Origin of the sequence: Vibrio sp. LQ2, assembly GCF_023920125.1 — a bacterium.
Classification (GTDB): Bacteria; Pseudomonadota; Gammaproteobacteria; order Enterobacterales; family Vibrionaceae; genus Vibrio; species Vibrio fluvialis.
In genome coordinates this window covers 2,463,909-2,480,999 of the sequence record NZ_CP085308.1, presented here as the reverse complement: position 1 = coordinate 2,480,999, position 17,091 = coordinate 2,463,909, and the positions used below count along the sequence as shown (strand labels likewise).

At 51.6% G+C, this 17,091-nt stretch carries 14 protein-coding genes; 6 read left to right on the top strand and 8 right to left on the bottom strand.

What is annotated here, in order from left to right:
• Positions 1–126: 126 nt before the first annotated feature.
• Positions 127–1,032 carry a hydrogen peroxide-inducible genes activator gene (locus tag LGV68_RS11615; protein WP_020330629.1) on the bottom strand — a complete coding sequence of 302 codons (906 nt, stop codon included), beginning with the start codon at positions 1,030–1,032 and terminating at the stop codon, positions 127–129.
• A gap of 199 nt (positions 1,033–1,231) precedes the next feature.
• Between LGV68_RS11615 and LGV68_RS11610 the strand changes: the two genes are divergently transcribed.
• The 3 genes from LGV68_RS11610 (at position 1,232) to ppk2 (ending at position 3,681) form a co-directional block, all read left to right on the top strand.
• A complete protein-coding gene (locus LGV68_RS11610) occupies positions 1,232–1,843 on the top strand; it encodes a peroxiredoxin C (protein WP_020330628.1) in 612 nt (203 codons plus the stop codon).
• Between the two features lie 255 nt (positions 1,844–2,098).
• Entirely contained in the window at positions 2,099–2,851 is a 753-nt protein-coding gene (locus LGV68_RS11605; protein ID WP_208563570.1) for a copper homeostasis protein CutC, read from the top strand.
• Between the two features lie 53 nt (positions 2,852–2,904).
• Entirely contained in the window at positions 2,905–3,681 is a 777-nt protein-coding gene (gene ppk2, locus LGV68_RS11600) for a polyphosphate kinase 2 (protein WP_020330626.1), read from the top strand.
• Between the two features lie 11 nt (positions 3,682–3,692).
• On the opposite strand, the gene phoU is transcribed toward ppk2, so the two are convergent.
• The 4 genes from phoU to LGV68_RS11580 are packed head-to-tail and all read right to left on the bottom strand — an operon-like array spanning position 3,693 to position 9,102.
• Positions 3,693–4,391: a phosphate signaling complex protein PhoU gene (gene phoU, locus LGV68_RS11595; protein ID WP_004729452.1), complete on the bottom strand. Its 699-nt coding sequence runs from the start codon at positions 4,389–4,391 to the stop codon at positions 3,693–3,695.
• A gap of 24 nt (positions 4,392–4,415) precedes the next feature.
• The gene (pstB, locus tag LGV68_RS11590; protein WP_020429880.1) at positions 4,416–5,234 is read right to left on the bottom strand and encodes a phosphate ABC transporter ATP-binding protein PstB; all 819 of its coding nucleotides are present in this window, start codon (positions 5,232–5,234) and stop codon (positions 4,416–4,418) included.
• 2 nt (positions 5,235–5,236) lie between these two features.
• The gene (gene pstA / locus LGV68_RS11585) at positions 5,237–6,889 is read right to left on the bottom strand and encodes a phosphate ABC transporter permease PstA (RefSeq protein ID WP_252535238.1); all 1,653 of its coding nucleotides are present in this window, start codon (positions 6,887–6,889) and stop codon (positions 5,237–5,239) included.
• 11 nt (positions 6,890–6,900) lie between these two features.
• On the bottom strand, positions 6,901–9,102 hold the full coding sequence (locus tag LGV68_RS11580; protein ID WP_252535236.1) for an ABC transporter permease subunit: 2,202 nt from the start codon (positions 9,100–9,102) through the stop codon (positions 6,901–6,903).
• Between the two features lie 192 nt (positions 9,103–9,294).
• Between LGV68_RS11580 and ppk1 the strand changes: the two genes are divergently transcribed.
• Positions 9,295–11,406 carry a polyphosphate kinase 1 gene (gene ppk1 / locus LGV68_RS11575; protein ID WP_020330621.1) on the top strand — a complete coding sequence of 704 codons (2,112 nt, stop codon included), beginning with the start codon at positions 9,295–9,297 and terminating at the stop codon, positions 11,404–11,406.
• Positions 11,381–12,895 (top strand): exopolyphosphatase, encoded by a 1,515-nt coding sequence (gene ppx, locus LGV68_RS11570; protein ID WP_020330620.1) that lies wholly within the window; start codon positions 11,381–11,383, stop codon positions 12,893–12,895. Before ppk1 ends, ppx begins: the two co-directional genes overlap by 26 nt.
• Positions 12,896–12,936: 41 nt before the next feature.
• On the opposite strand, the gene LGV68_RS11565 is transcribed toward ppx, so the two are convergent.
• Genes LGV68_RS11565 through phoB form a run of 3 tightly spaced genes read right to left on the bottom strand, consistent with a single transcriptional unit; the run spans position 12,937 to position 15,905 of the window.
• Positions 12,937–13,899, bottom strand: coding sequence for a phosphate ABC transporter substrate-binding protein (locus LGV68_RS11565; protein WP_020330618.1), 963 nt, complete (start codon positions 13,897–13,899; stop codon positions 12,937–12,939).
• On the bottom strand, positions 13,896–15,194 hold the full coding sequence (gene phoR / locus LGV68_RS11560; protein ID WP_020330616.1) for a phosphate regulon sensor histidine kinase PhoR: 1,299 nt from the start codon (positions 15,192–15,194) through the stop codon (positions 13,896–13,898). The genes LGV68_RS11565 and phoR overlap by 4 nt, the downstream gene beginning before the upstream one ends.
• A 21-nt stretch (positions 15,195–15,215) precedes the next feature.
• Positions 15,216–15,905: a phosphate regulon transcriptional regulator PhoB gene (gene phoB / locus LGV68_RS11555; RefSeq protein WP_024373811.1), complete on the bottom strand. Its 690-nt coding sequence runs from the start codon at positions 15,903–15,905 to the stop codon at positions 15,216–15,218.
• A 215-nt stretch (positions 15,906–16,120) separates the two neighbouring features.
• Between phoB and rdgC the strand changes: the two genes are divergently transcribed.
• Complete coding sequence (gene rdgC, locus LGV68_RS11550) at positions 16,121–17,035, top strand: recombination-associated protein RdgC (protein WP_020429871.1); 915 nt, start codon at positions 16,121–16,123, stop codon at positions 17,033–17,035.
• Positions 17,036–17,091 lie beyond the last annotated feature (56 nt).

Here is a 17,091-nt window from a genome sequence, read left to right as displayed (position 1 = left end):
GTTCAAAAATAAGTTTCTGTAAAATTTTACAATTAAAAAGTAACCAACAGAGGAATAAACCAGAAAACACGCCAGACTCAGCGTGTTTTCACTAGGATTTTTTTATCTTGCTGGTACGACTATTCGCTATAGCAGTTCAGAAACTACATCTGCCAAGCGTTCAAAAGTGTGACTGCGCGACGAACTCGGTCGCCATACCAAGCCAATTTCACGATACGCCTGTTGTCCTGGTGGGTCGATCACCACCAAATTCTGGTTGTCCAACAAACCATGTTCAATCGCCATCTGCGGAATAAACGTTGTGCCGAGGCCATTGGCCACCATCTGTACCAGCGTATGTAAACTGGTGGCGGTAAAAGGGTTAATCTTCTCTTTGTCGGTCAGTTTACATGCCGAGACCGCATGCTCTGTCAGGCAATGTTCGTTTTCCAACAGGAACACCGACTCGTCCGGCAAGTCATCGTATTTGATGGGTACGCGAATACCATCCGCCTGATGACGACTGATCACCATGCGAAACGGATCCTGGCCAACCACACGGCTTTCCATATTGCCAATCTCCATCGGCAACGCGAGGATCAGCACATCCAGTTCACCATTACGCAACGCCGTCAGCAGATTAGCCGTGGTGTCTTCACGTAACAGAAGATGTAGGTTGGGATAGCGTACATTCACTTCCTGAACCAGATCGCACAGCAGAAATGGCGCGATGGTCGGAATACAGCCCAATTTCAGCTGCCCTTCCATCTCTCCGCCCTGACACTGTTTCCCCAGTTCAATCAGATCCTGACCACGCGCCAACAACTCGCGGCTGCGTTTTACAACCTGTTCGCCCGCATGAGTGAACACCAGCGGACTTTTCTTATCTTTCTTTTCAAATAGCGGGCAACCAATCAGCGCTTCAAGGTTCTGAATGCCTTTACTCAAAGTCGACTGGCTGACAAAACACCGCTCCGCCGCATCACTGAAATGACGAGTCTCATGCAGTGTCACCAGGTAATGCAGTTGCTTCAAACTAGGCCATTTAATCATCGTGTTTTAGTCTTTGTTCTGTATCCATTTTTTTCATCGAGCAAAAGATAAGCTCATCGCTTTTTTCGATTAACTCAATCTATTTAATTCGCTTTTTTCTATACTACATTCTGTACTATAGTTTGTCTCGTACATACACGGACTGGGTCCGCTATTGTCTGCGGTTCCGGAACTAACCATTAATCTTAGGAGCAAAAAAATGGTACTAGTAGGTCGTCAAGCCCCTGATTTTACTGCTGCAGCAGTGCTAGGTAACGGTGAAATCGTTGATAACTTCAACTTCGCTGAATTCACTAAAGGTAAGAAAGCGGTTGTTTTCTTCTACCCACTAGACTTCACTTTCGTTTGCCCATCTGAACTGATCGCATTCGACAAACGTTTCGAAGACTTCAAAGCGAAAGGCGTAGAAGTAATCGGCGTATCTATCGACTCTCAGTTCTCTCACAACGCATGGCGTAACACTGCGATTGAAAACGGCGGTATCGGTGAAGTTCAATACCCACTGGTTGCTGACGTTAAACACGAAATCTGTAAAGCATACGACGTAGAGCACCCAGAAGCGGGCGTTGCTTTCCGTGGTTCTTTCCTGATCGACGAAGACGGCATGGTACGTCACCAAGTAGTTAACGACCTGCCACTAGGCCGTAACATCGACGAAATGCTGCGCATGGTTGACGCTCTGAACTTCCACCAAACTCACGGTGAAGTATGTCCTGCACAGTGGGAAGAAGGTAAAGCTGGTATGAAAGATTCTCCAGCGGGCGTAGCTGCTTACCTGTCTGAGCACACTGCTGACCTAGGCAAAAAATAATTGAAACACTTAAACACCCGCGCTCAACTCGGGTTTGTGGTTGGAATCTTATAAGCGAATAACGCAACGCCAATCAGTTTAAGTAAAGTCATTTCAAGCCCCGGACATTGTCCGGGGCTTTTTTACATCCTTTACCCTGCAATATAGGGAAACATGCACCCACAAAGTTTACCCCTATTTCTCCCCCCCGGCAGACAGACGAGACAACTCAGGCTTGCTACACTTCGTCCACTGTTTCTCATGAGTAATCTGACAATGTCTTATCAACTTGAAGTGTGTATCGACAATATTGAATCTCTGCACAATGCGATGGCAGGCGGCGCGACGCGTATTGAACTGTGCTCCTCATTGGCCTTGGGTGGCTTAACTCCCAGCTATGGTTTTATGCAGCAGGCGGCGAAGGTCGCGAACATTCCGGTGTATGCCATGATTCGGCCACGTCAGGGCGATTTCTTCTACAGCGATGAAGACATCACCATCATGGTTCTGGATATTCACGCCGCACACCAGGCCGGGCTGCAAGGCGTGGTGCTGGGGTTACTCAATCAAGATGGAAGCATTGATGCCGAGCGCAGCCAAGACTTGGTCTCACTGGCACAGTCGCTGGGCTTGGGCGTCACTTTTCACCGCGCGTTCGATCAGTGCAACGATGCGTTTTCCGCACTGGAAACGGTCATTTCGCTGGGTTGCGAACGCATCTTGACCTCAGGACTGGCGCGCACAGCCCCGCAAGGCGCGAACATGCTGACAGAACTGGTTCAACGCAGCGCCGGGCGCATCGCGATCATGGCGGGTGCTGGCGTCAATGCCGACAACGTCGGCCAATTAGCGCAGACTACCGGAGTCACTGAATTGCACTTGTCTGGCAAAACCACACGTGCCAGCCACATGGCTTTTGTTGCTCCAGAGAGCAAAATGGGCGCCAGCGATCAAGACGATTTCATCGTGCCGATCACCGATACCGATGCGATTCGCCGCACGGCATCCGTTCTGAAATCAATCAGCTAGCTCTGTTTATCCCCTCCGTCGGTGCTATGATTTTGTTATCAACGGAGGGAACTATGACCAAACTAAAAAGAAAATTTTATGAGCAGGAGCTGGAGCGTCTGCAAGTTGAGCTGGTGAAACTGCAAGAGTGGGTCAAACACGAAAAACTCAAAGTCGTGGTGATTTTTGAAGGGCGTGATGCTGCGGGCAAAGGCGGCGTCATCAAACGCATTACCGAAAAACTAAACCCGCGGGTGTGCCGCGTGGCCGCGTTGCCGGCTCCCACCGAAAAAGAGAAAACCCAGTGGTACTTTCAGCGTTACGTGACGCATTTACCTGCTGGCGGTGAAATCGTACTGTTTGACCGCAGCTGGTATAACCGCGCCGGAGTCGAGAAAGTGATGGGCTTCTGCACGGGCGAAGAGTACGAAGAGTTTCTGCGATCCTGCCCGGAGTTTGAACGCATGCTGCAACGTTCCGGCATCATTCTGCTCAAGTACTGGTTTTCTGTGTCCGATGAAGAGCAGGAAAAGCGCTTTCTGGAACGGATCAAAACCCCAATCAAACGCTGGAAATTCAGCCCGATGGATCTCGAATCCCGCCACCGCTGGGCCGATTACTCCAAAGCCAAAGACAAGATGTTCGCCTACACCGACACCAAACATTGTCCGTGGTGGGTGGTACCGTCAGACGACAAACGTCGCGCGCGCCTCAACTGCATCAGCCACCTGCTGAGCCAAATTGAGTACCGCAACGTTGAGTATCCGCCAGTCACTCTGCCTGAGTTAAATAAAGAAGGTTACGTCCGCTCACCAGTAGATGAACAGACGTTTGTACCGCTGAAATATTGATGGGTGAGTGGTTAGCGCAGGGCGTCGTTGATGCCCTGATCGCCTAAATGACGCACGTCTTTGCCTTTGACGAAGTAGATGATGTATTCGCAGATGTTCTGACAGCGATCCCCCACCCGTTCAATCGAGCGCGCCGACCACATGACTTGCAGAATGTGCGGAATATTTTTCGGGTCTTCCATCATGTAGGTCATCAACTGACGGATCACCGCTTCGTACTCTTTATCCAGCTTATCATCGAGCTTGTACACTTCGGCGGCCGATTCCACATCCATGCGCGCAAACGCATCCAGCACCTGATGCAGCATCGCAATCGCCTGACGGCACAACGGCTCCAAAGACACCTGAAATTTACTCTCTTTGGTCGACGGACTTTCAATCGCCACATACGCCATTTTGGTTGCCACATCGCCGATGCGTTCCAGATCAGTGATGGTTTTAATGATCGCCATAATCAGGCGCAGATCTTTGGCCGTAGGCTGACGTTTGGCAATAATGCGCGTGCAGGCTTCGTCGATCGACACTTCCATCGCGTTGACTTTGTGATCATCGCGCACCACTTTACGCGCCAGCTCAATGTCATCTTTATTGAGCGCCTGCATAGCAAACGACAACTGCTGCTCCACCAATCCACCCATGGTTAATACATGAGTTCGAATAGACTCCAGCTCAACGTTAAACTGCCCTGAGATATGTCGTCCTAATTGCATGATGAATCCTTCGCTTGTTGCCGGTTAGCCGTATCGGCCAGTAATGTAGTCTTCGGTCTGTTTTTTCAATGGTGACGTGAAAATAGAATCGGTATCTGAGTACTCGATCAATTTTCCCATATGGATAAAGGCAGTGTGGTCGCTGACCCTTGCTGCCTGTTGCATATTGTGGGTGACAATCACCACGGTGTATTTGGTTTTCAGATCGTGGATCAGCTCTTCAATCGTGAGCGTCGAAATCGGGTCCAGCGCCGAGGTGGGCTCATCGAGCAGCAACACTTCGGGCTCAATCGCAATCGCACGTGCGATCACCAGACGCTGCTGCTGACCGCCAGACAGACCAAACGCGTTTTCATGCAGGCGGTTTTTCACTTCATCCCACAGGGCGGCCGCGCGCAATGAACGCTCCACCGCATCGTCCAGCGTACGGCTGTTTTTAATCCCCTGAAGGCGCAGTCCGTAGACAACGTTCTCGTAAATGGACTTTGGAAACGGGTTCGGGCGCTGAAACACCATCCCCACCCGGCGGCGCAGAGTCGGCACGTCCACTTCTGGCAGATAGACATTCTTACCGTGCAGTTTGACTTCGCCCTCAACCCGGCAACCTTCCACCAGATCGTTCATGCGGTTAATGCAGCGCAGCAGGGTCGATTTGCCACAGCCCGACGGGCCGATGAACGCCGTGACCTGACCTTTCGGAATCCGCATCGAAATATCGCTCAGCGCACGGGTCTGGTTGTAAAACAGATTTAACCCTTCGATCGCGATCGCGGTCTGTTTGTCGGTTAAGTTGTTGACATCCAGAGGTGGTTGGTACCCCAGTGTTTGGTTGACGGAAAACATGTTTAATCTTGTCCTAAGGTTCGATATTTCTCACGTAAATTATTACGAATGCTGATGGCCGTGAGGTTCAGCGCCACAATGACCGTCACCAGTAAAAATGAAGTGGCGTACACCAGTGGCCGCGCAGCCTCAATATTGGTGGTCTGAAAACCGACATCATAGATGTGAAAACCAAGGTGCATGAATTTGCGCTCCAGATGCACAAACGGGAACTCGCCATCCACCGGCAGACTGGACGCCAGTTTGACCGCCCCCACCAGCATCAGTGGTGCTACTTCGCCTGCCGCACGGGCAATCGCCAGAATCAGTCCTGTAATCATAGCAGGGCTCGCCATCGGCAGAACAATGCGCCAGATGGTTTCAAACTGCGTCGCACCCAGTGCCAGTGAGCCATGACGTACAGAGATCGGAATGCGCGTCAGGCCCTCTTCGGTCGCCACAATCACGACCGGCAGTGTCAGGACCGCCAGCGTTAGAGCCGACCATAAAAGCCCCGGCGTACCAAATGTCGGAGCCGGCAAACGCTCGGCATAAAACAGGCTATCGATAGAGGCACCGATGGTATAAACGAAAAAGCCGAGACCAAACACGCCGTATACGATCGATGGTACACCTGCGAGGTTAATTACCGCCACGCGAATGATGCGGGTGAACGCATTATCTTTGGCGTATTCGTGCAGATACACTGCCGCGACCACGCCGAGTGGCATGACGATAATCGACATGATCAGCACCAGAAAGACCGTACCGAAAATCGCCGGGAAAACGCCGCCTTCCGAGTTGGACTCGCGCGGATTGTCCGACAGAAAGACCCATACCTGCTTGCCCCATTGAACGATTTTCTGCGTCAGGTTCATGTCGTTCGGGAACCAGTAATCAAGGATCTGACTCAGTGGAATACGCACGGTATCGCCTTTCATATCCTGAGCAATCAACACCTGGCGCTCCATCTGAGCACGCAGCGAGTCCAGGTGCTCTTCAGCTTTGGCCAGTTGCTGATCCAACTGCGCTTTGCGCTGCTGGTACTGGGTCAGATACGCCTCGTCCAGCTTGCCATTCAATTCGCGGCGCCGCTTTTCCAGTCGCAGCTTTTCAATGCTGCTGCCAATGACACGAATCTGTTCATTGACCACCTGATCGATCTGCTTACGCAGCACATCCGCTTGCTCCAGACCTTGCTCAAGCAGCGTATCAATATGTTCGCTGACATTGCCATTGACCTGTTCATATCCGACAGGCTTACCGTAAAACTGACCGTCACGGGCACGTTCTATCACAATCCAGCCATGCGGCTTGGTCGGCTCAGACAACTTCATGCTCAGCATCGAAACAAAATCAGCGCCGTACAATTCGCGGTTGGCCACTTTAATACTTAAGCGGGTCGCGGTGCCCGTCTCTTTAACCGCAGCAGGCAAGTCAATCCCCATCTCGCTCAGATGGCTCACGGGCACCGATTCGGTGGCATACAACTGCCCCACTAACGTTTGGCCGTTGGCGTCTTGCCATTGATATAAAGGCGCCGGCCAGAAATAGGTTAAACCTTTCCAGCCAATCAACAACAACAAGCCAAGAACGGAAATCAGACTGATACTGACCGCGCCACCCGTTAACCATATCCAAGGGGCGCCGGAGCGAACCCAATTTATCGTTTTCATCGCTTCCCCCACTACAGCGCACGGTACTTGGCACGCAGTCGCTGGCGTACCCATTCAGCCAGGGAGTTGACTGCAAACGTGAAGATAAACAGCAGTAGGGCTGCCAGAAAAAGAATACGGAAATGCGAACTGCCCACTTCAGACTCCGGCAATTCCACCGCAATCGTCGCCGATAAAGTGCGCATCCCTTCCAGAATGTTCCAGTCAAGGATCGGCGTATTGCCCGTCGCCATCAGCACGATCATGGTTTCACCGACCGCGCGGCCAAGGCCCATCATCACCGCGGAGAAAATACCCGGACTGGCGGTGAGCAGCACCACATGTGTCAGAGTCTGCCAGGGCGTAGCCCCCAAGGCCAGAGAACCATCGGACAGATGCTTCGGCACAGAGAAAATCGCATCTTCGGCGATGGTGAAAATGGTTGGGATCACTGCAAAGCCCATCACAAACCCGACCACCAACGCATTGCGCTGGTCAAAATCGATACCGTGCTGCGCGAGATAGACGCGCACGTCGCCGCTAAACAGCCACAGCTCGATTTCACTGCTGTAGGAGAGAATCGTTGTCGCCACGGCCAACAGAACAGGGATCAGGATCAGCGCGTGCCAGCCGCCCGCCATTTTACGCAGCACAGTCTTTGGCAGTTGTGACCACAACAATCCGATGATAACGGTCGACAGCGGCAAAAACAGGAACAGGGCCACGATGGACGTCAGGTGGCTTTCCACCAGCGGCGCAAACCACAACCCGGCCAGAAAACCGATAATCACCGTCGGCAGCGCTTCCATTAACTCGATAGTGGGTTTCACCACACGGCGCATTTTCGGCGCCATAAAGTACGCGGTATAAATTGCGCCAAATACCGCCACCGGTACGGCAAAGAGCATCGCATACAGCGCCGCCTTCAGCGTACCAAACGCAATCGGCACCAAACTGAATTTGGCCTCAAATTCATCGCTGGCCGATGTGGACTGCCACACATACTGGGGCTCTGGGTAGCTTTCGTACCACACTTTCTGCCACAGCGAAGAGAATGACACTTCCGGATAACCGTTATCAATTTTGGCGACGCTGATTCTGCCGCTGTCGTACGTGGCGAGATAACGTTCGTTGCTCGACATCGCCGCCAGCGCCGGAGCCTGTTGATAGGCGCGCTCGAAAATCACCAATTTTTCACTGGTGGTGTAGTGGCTCTGCACCGTACCGTTGCGATAAAAACTGTAGAAGCCTTTGCGATAGGTATCCGGCAGCAGAAACGTCACTTCGGAAGCCAGTTTGAAATCGCGGATCAACGTCAGATGACGCTCGCCCTGTTTGAGCACATCAAACCACTGCGTCACCAAACCATCGCGATGCGTCACCAGCAGTGAATATGCACCGGACAACAGATTGATAGTCTGCACCGCATGTTTCTGCTGCCCCTGACTGAGATCCACGATGTCGCACACCCGATATTGATCGTGTGTCAGCTCGGCAATCACTAACTCAGATCCGCTGCGCAGATACAAGGTTTTGCCATCCGGCGTCAGCAGCATCTGATCCAACTGCTCAAACGGCGAAGAAAAAGTAAATTGCTGCGGCACTTGCGGCGCGTCCAGACTTACCCAATGCACCGACACCTGTTGGTTCGACTGATAAACGGCAAAAAATGCCTGACTGTCGGTTACCGCGGCACTGAGCTGGGTTATAGACAGCGAACGGGGAATGAGCGACCAGTTTGCCGGCAGCGACAGCGCTTCAAGCTCGGGAGTGAATACACGGCCATTTTTAGTGACCGAATACGTAAATTGAGGACGCGCGACATAAACATGATTGTCAGCATCCGTGGCCGCAAACCAGCCGCTGTCAGGTGTCGTGGTGGTGAACTTCACAGGCTCGAACGGCAAGCTCTCGCTCCAACGCGGTAAACTGCGTTCATGATTGAGCGACCAAAACTCGGCTTTACCGTGATCGCCAACGACAAAGGCATTCTCGCCATACTCGTCAATCGCCAGCATTTTAGGCGCGACCGTGGTGATGGGCTGACTGGCAAAACCGGTCTCTAGCTCAGCATCGGAAAATAGCGGAAAAACCACCATCGCCAGATAGACGAAAATGAGGATCAAGGCGCCGAGAACACTCACGCCACCACCGGTCACTGCAAGACGAACAAGGCGATCTTTAATAAGTCGCTTTCGATCTCGTTCTTTCAATGAAAACTCGGCCTGTGCCATGAATAACTCTACCTTTTTAGTCCAAATAACATAATATTTCGATTAGGTGACAATTATATTACAAGTCACATTAAACAACTGAAAATAAAACAACTCTGCATACTAATCTGTTTTGCAATAAAAGTGTCACATTAAAACCCTAGTTTGCAGTGGTTAATAATTAAAACGTCACTAACAGTCAGAAGGTATCTCATGAGCGCGGAAAAGTTGTATATCGATAAGGAATTGAGCTGGCTATCGTTCAATGAACGAGTCCTTCAGGAAGCCGCCGATAAAACCGTGCCGCTGGTCGAGCGCATCCGCTTTTTGGGGATTTTCTCCAACAACCTGGATGAGTTTTACAAAGTCCGCTTTTCGGATGTGAAACGTCGTATTCTTATCAACCGTGAACGTGGAGGAAACGACAGCTCCAAGCATTTGTTGACCCGCATGCAGAGCAAAGCGCTGAAGCTGAATCAGGACTTCGATAACCTGTACAGCGAAATCATCATGGAGATGGCGCGCCGCCGCATTTTTCTGGTCAACGAAACCCAATTAGATGAAGCGCAGCAGCGCTGGATCACCAAATATTTTCATAAAGAAGTGCTGCCGCATATTACGCCACTGTTAATGAAAGATGACATTGACGTCCTGCAATTCCTCAAAGACGAATACGCATACATCGCCGTCGATTTAAAGAAAGGCGACGAATCGCACTACGCGCTGATCGAGATCCCGACCGATCACCTGCCCCGCTTTGTCATGGTACCGGAGCAAAAAGGCAAACGACGTAAAACCATCATTCTGCTCGACAACATCATTCGCCACTGTCTGGATGACATTTTCCGCGGCTTTTTTGACTACGACACGCTGACTGGCTATGCGATGAAGATGACCCGTGACGCGGAATACGACCTCAGCCATGAAGTCGAATACAGCCTGTTGGAACAGATGTCAGAAGGTTTGAGTCAGCGCCTGACCGCGATGCCGGTTCGCTTTGTGTACGAGCGCGAAATGCCGCAAGAGATGCTGCTATTTCTGTGTGAGAAGCTCAAAATCTCCCACTACGACAGTCTGTTACCGGGAGGTCGTTACCACAACTTTAAAGACTTCATCGGTTTTCCGAACGTCGGCCGTGAGTACTTAGAAAACCGTCCGCTGCCTCCGATGAAGTGTGCCGATTTTGAAGGCTTCCCGAATGCCTTTGACGCGATTCGCGCTCAGGACATTCTGCTGCACTACCCATACCACAGCTTCGAACACATTACAGAACTGGTGCGTCAGGCATCGTTCGACCCGAAAGTGATCAGCATTAAGATCAACATCTACCGTGTGGCGAAAGATTCGCGTTTGATGAACTCGCTGGTCGATGCAGTGCACAACGGCAAGCGTGTGGTGGTGGTGGTGGAACTGCAGGCGCGTTTCGATGAAGAGGCCAACATCGAATGGTCACGTATTCTGACCGAAGCGGGCGTGCAAGTGGTGTTTGGTACGCCGGGCATGAAAATTCACGCCAAGCTGCTGCTGATTACCCGCCGTGAAGAGGGCGAATTTGTGCGTTACGCTCACATCGGTACCGGAAACTTCCACGAAAAAACTGCGCGCATTTATACCGACTTCTCGCTACTGACCGCCGACCGCGAAATCACTAACGAAGTGCGTAACGTATTTGGCTATATTGAAAACCCGTTCCGCCCGGTGAAATTCAATCATCTCATCGTGTCGCCACGTAACTCGCGCACGCAGCTATACCGTTTGATCGACACCGAGATCGCCAATGTCAAAGCGGGTAAAAAAGGCGCGATCACCCTCAAAGTGAACAATCTGGTCGACCGCGGCCTGGTCAACAAGCTCTATGGTGCCAGCACCGCCGGAGTGCAAATCAAGATGATCATTCGTGGTATGTGTTCGCTGGTACCGGGCATTGAGGGATTGAGCGACAACATTCGTATCATCAGTATTGTCGACCGCTTCCTGGAGCACCCGCGCGTGCTGATCACGCACAACGACGGCAACCCGCAAGTGTATATCTCTTCGGCCGACTGGATGACGCGTAACATTGATTACCGGATTGAAGTGATGGCGCCAATACGTGACGAACGCCTTAAACAGCGTATGATAGACATCATCAATCTGCAGTTTACCGATACGGTGAAAGCGCGTGTGATCGACAAAGAGATGAGTAACCGCTACATCAAGCGCGGGAACCGTAAGAAAGTCCGTTCGCAGCTCGCGATTTACGACTATCTTAAAAACGTAGAAAAACAAACGCGTAAGAATAAGGGGCAAACAGACACCCATGAACCAACCCAGCACAACTCGTGACACTATTACTCGTGAAATTGCCGCAATCGATTTAGGTTCTAACAGTTTTCACATGGTGGTCGCCAAGGTGGTGGATCAGGATTTACAACTGATCAGCCGCCATAAACAGCGCGTGCGCCTGGCATCCGGACTGGATGCACAAAAGAACTTAGACAATGCTGCCATCGAACGAGGCCTGGAGTGTCTGGCGATGTTTGCTGAACGTCTGCAAGGCTTTGACGCCGATAATGTACGTATTGCCGCCACGCATACCCTGCGTCAGGCCAACAATGCACACATTTTTTTGCAGCGCGCGCGCGAAGTGATGCCGTTTCCTATCGAGATCATTCCCGGTACTGAAGAAGCACGTCTGATTTACCTTGGCGTGGCCCACACCCAACCACAAACTGAATCCATGTTGGTGGTTGATATCGGCGGCGGCAGCACCGAAATGATCATCGGTAAAGGCTTTGAAGCCGAACTGGTCAACAGCAAACAGATGGGGTGCGTGAGCTACACCGATCGCTACTTCTCCAACGGCAAACTGTCGAAAAAGAATTTCGCTCAGGCAATCCTCGCCGCCGAACAAAAGCTGGAATCCATCGCCAGCAAATACTGCAAGCTTGGCTGGCAAACCGCATTTGGCTCATCCGGCACTATTAAAGCCATTTATGAAGTACTGATTGGCCTTGGCCATGATGATGGCATCATTACCGCTGAGCGGCTGAACAAGCTCATCGACAAACTGTGCGAATGGGACTCGATTGACGACATTCAGCTCTCCGGCCTCACCGACGATCGCAAACCCGTGTTTGCTGCTGGCGTCGCGATCTTGGCCGCGATTTTTAAAGATCTGAAAATCAAAGAGATGTTCTTCTCTGACGGCGCCCTACGTGAAGGTCTGCTGTATGAGATGGAAGACCGATTTAAGTATTCCGACATTCGCCTGCGCACCACCGAAAACCTGGCCAGCAAACATCTGGTGGATTTGGAACATGCCGCCAAAGTGAAAGGTCACGCGCGCGAGTTTCTCGATCAGGTCGCCGATGAACTCGGTTTGAAAAAGAACAGTGAACTGTTTGATCTGCTGGAATGGGGGGCGCTGTTGCACGAAGTGGGGCTGAGCATCAGCCTGCAGGCATTTCATCGTCACTCCGCGTATATTCTGCGTCACACCAACATGGCGGGTTTTAACAACGAGCAGCAGTTGGTGCTGTCGACGCTGGCGCGCTTTCAGCGCAAGTCGCTCAAGCTCAATGAAATGGAAGACTTTTCGCTGTTTAAGAAAAAGCACATTGTCGGTCTGATTCGTGTATTGCGTCTGGCGATTCTGGTAAACGGGCAACGCAATGACGATCCACTGCCGGAGCTGACGCTGTCCGCTCACGATGACGAATGGAAGCTTGAATGTGCCGACAAAGAGTGGCTGGAAAACAACAAACTGCTGCACGCGGATCTGCTCAGCGAGCAGGAGTATTGGCACAGCGTCGGCTGGCAACTTGAGTTTTAAGCCGATGAAACATTCAAAAAGCCAGCATGACGCTGGCTTTTTTACTGCTCTTCAATACCGACTTTCACCAGCTCTTCATGAGCAAACTGCGGTGAAATGGGCAAATAGCCATCTTTTTCCACCAGCGCCTGGCCCTGCTTGGAGAAGATAAAACGAATAAACTCACGTTCAATCGGCGTCAGAGGACGTGTCGGATGCTTGTTGACGTAGACGTACAAATAGCGCGACAGCGGATACTTGCCGGAAAGGATGTTGGCATGAGTCGGCTCAACATAGTCGGTGCCTTCACGCGCAATAGGGATCAGTTTCACTCCGGACACCCGGTATCCGACACCCGAATATCCCAAAGTATTGATCGACGATGCCACCGACTGCACTACTGAAGCCGAACCAGGCTGCTCGTTCACGTTGCGTTTGAAATCGCCGCCACACAGCGCATTTTGTTTGAAGTAACCATAAGTTCCCGATACCGAATTGCGCCCGAAAAGTTGAATACCGCGCTTAGCCCATTCATACGGCAGACCAAGTTCAGACCAGGTATTGATTGAGTGGTTGGCACCACAACGCAGTGTCGAGGAAAAAATGCTGTCGAGCTGGGTGAAGTTCAGCCCCTCAATCGGGTTGTCGCGATGGACGAAAATGCCGATCGCATCAATTGCGACCCGCAGCGCCGTCGGTTTATAGCCATGCGTGCGTTCAAACGCTTCAATTTCACGCGTGCGCATCGGGCGACTCATCGGTCCGAATTGCGCAGTGCCTTCCGTCAATGCCGGAGGAGCCGTCGCCGAGCCAGAAGCCTGAACTTGGCCATTCACGTTGGGATAGATGGATTTGAACTCTTCCACCCACAACGTCGTCATGCCCGCCAGCGTGTCAGAACCGACCGACAGCAAGCTGCCAGCCACACCCGTGGTTTTGTGGTAATCCTGCAGCTCATCATGCGCCTGAACATGCCATGCGATGCCCGACAGAGCGTACAGCGCCAGTTTCACATGCAGTTTCATTTCACAACCAGACGCTTAGGTAGCACAAACGAAAAGCGGCTGCCGACACCGACAGTACTCTTAATATCGAGATGCGAATCATGATGAGACAAGGCGTGTTTAACGATCGCGAGCCCCAGACCACTGCCGCCAGTATCACGCGAACGTGCCTTATCAACGCGGTAAAAACGCTCGGTAAGACGATGCAGGTGCTGCGGCTCAATACCGTCGCCCTTATCTTCCACTTCCAGACAGGCGCCCTGCGGAGTCTGGAACCAGCGCACGTTGATTTCTGCGCCCGGCGGCGTGTATTTCACTGCGTTGTACACCAGGTTGGAAATGGCACTGCGCAGTTGATCTTCATCCGCCAGTACACGCAGCTGTTTATCAATATCAAACTTGAGCTGATGCTTATCGTCACCGCTGAGGCTGATGGCTTCTTTTTCCAACACTTCGAGCATGGCCGGCACATCGACCACATCTTCCAGCTCGTGCATCGGCGAAGCTTCAATCTTCGACAAAGTCAGCAACTGATTGACCAGACTGTTCATGCGATTGAGCTGCTCGGTCATCACGCCGTGCGCTTTGCCCCACATCGGCCCCACCAGCATGTCCGGATCTTCGGTCATTTCCAGATAGCCTTGCAGCACCGTCATCGGTGTACGCAGCTCGTGCGACACGTTAGCAAAGAAGTTGCGGCGCATGCCTTCCAGCTGTTTCAGTTGGGTCACATCACGCACCACCATCAGGTGTTCGCCTTCGGTGTACGGCACAATACGCAGTTCGAGTGAGCGCTCCACATTGAGCGGAGAACGCATCTCCAACGGCTCAGTGAAGTCATCTTTTTGCAGATATTTGATGAAATCCGGCGTGCGGATCAGGTTGGAAATCGGCTGCCCGGCGTCGTCCGGCCAACGAAAACCCAGCAGATGCTGCGCCAGACGGTTGCACCAGACAATGTTGCCTTCGCTGCGAAATACCACCACCGCATCGGGCAGCGATTCCGCCCCGTTGCGAAAACGGCGAATCAGGTTAGTTAACTCTTTACGCTTCTTGCGCTGACGCTGCTGCAAACGATAAATACCATTAAACAGGTATTCCCAGTTGCCCGAACCCGACGGCGGTGTCAGTCGCTTTTCATCCCACAACCACGCCGAGAGGCGCATTTGGTTGTGCAGATGCCACACAAGCTGCAAAGCCGTGGCGGCCAACAGCAACCACGGCATGTATCCAAATATCCACCCGACCACAATCCATGGCAGGTAAAAAAAAGCCAGCTCCCAGGCCAGCTTTTTCCAAGTTAACCGTTCAACCATAATACTTCGCAGTTGATCCTCTTACGCTTTGGTTGAGAAACGATAGCCCGCGCCGCGCACGGTCTGAATCAGCTTATCGTGACCCGCTTCTTCCAGGGCTTTACGCAGGCGACGAATGTGAACGTCAACCGTACGATCTTCCACATACACGTTGGTGCCCCACACGTTGTTCAGCAGCTGCTCGCGGCTGTATACACGCTCTTGGTGGGTCATAAAGAAGTGCAGCATTTTGAATTCGGTTGGGCCCATATCGAGTGGTGCATCGTTGGCCGTGACGCGGTGCGAAACAGGATCCAGCTTCAGACCCTGCACATCAATCACATCTTCGAGTGCCGTTGGTGTCACGCGGCGAATCACCGCTTTGAGGCGAGCAACCAGCTCTTTAGGCGAGAAAGGTTTAGTAATGTAGTCGTCTGCACCCACTTCAAGGCCGCGGACTTTATCTTCTTCTTCACCACGCGCCGTGAGCATCACCACCGGAATGTTGCGTGTCAGCTCTTCGCGTTTCATGTGTTTGATGAAGTTGATGCCGCTACCACCAGGTAACATCCAATCTAACAAAACGAGATCAGGGAAGGGTTCAGCCAGTTTGGTGACTGCAGTGTCGTAATCCTCTGCTTCAACGGCCTGGTAACCTTTTTGCTCAAGCACGAAACACAGCATTTCACGAATCGGCGCTTCGTCTTCAACAACCAGAATCCTTCTAGACATAATTGAATAACCTTTATTTTTAATCAACGCCATGCATTATGAGAAATGATTATGACACTTTTGTGACCATTGAAAACAATTTTTAATATAACTTTCTTATCAAATTCATCGTTCTATCTCAGTTGTAACAATCGCGGAATTTTGAATTTGAGGTAAGACTTTAGCGCTGAAATCCCCTATGATGTGGGGCTTTCGAACAAGGAAAAGAAATAGATATGTGGTTTAAAAACTGTATGGTTTATCGCGTGAACCGCGAGATTGACTTCAATGCCGATCAGCTGGAAAAACAACTGGCTGAGTTCCGTTTCACGCCATGTGGCAGCCAGGATAAACAGAAGTTTGGCTGGGTTCATGCGATGGGCAGACATGGCGACATGATGACTCACGTCAGCGAAGACCGCATTCTCATCTGTGCCAAGAAAGAAGAAAAAATGTTGCCGGCGTCCGTGATCAAAGATTCGCTGAACGCCAAAGTGGAAGCGATGGAAGCCGAAGAAGGCCGCCCGCTGAAGAAGAAAGAAAAAGACAACATTAAAGAAGACATCATTGTCGATCTGCTGCCACGTGCGTTTAGCCGCAGCCACCTGACGCCAGTACTGATTATGCCAAAACAGGGCCTGATTCTGGTCGACGCCAGCAGCTACAAAAAAGCCGAAGACGTCCTGGCGCTGCTGCGTAAAACCATGGGTAGCCTGCCCGTCGTCCCTGCGATTCCAGAAGTCGCAGTTGAAACCACACTGACCGAATGGGTCAAAGAAGGCAATCTGCCACAAGGCTTTAACTTGCTGGACGAAGCGGAACTGAAATCGATTCTGGATGATGGCGCAACCGTACGTTGTAAGAAGCAAGAGCTGTCGAGCGATGAGATTCTGAGCCACATTGCAGCCAATAAGGTCGTAACCAAGCTGTCCATCAACTGGCAAGAGCGTATCAGCTTTATTCTGGCGGAAGATTGCAGCCTGAAACGTCTGGCATTCAGCGATGAGCTTAAAGATCAGAACGAAGATATTCCTCGTGAAGATCAAGCTGCGCGTTTCGATGCCGATTTCTCACTGATGTGTGGTGAATTTGCGGTATTCCTGCCGGATCTGTTCAACGCTCTTGGCGGCCTGCCACACGCTGACGCGTAACCCCTTCCCTCGTCAGGCATGCGTCTCTCGACCAAGCCTGACGTTTGCTTCAATCT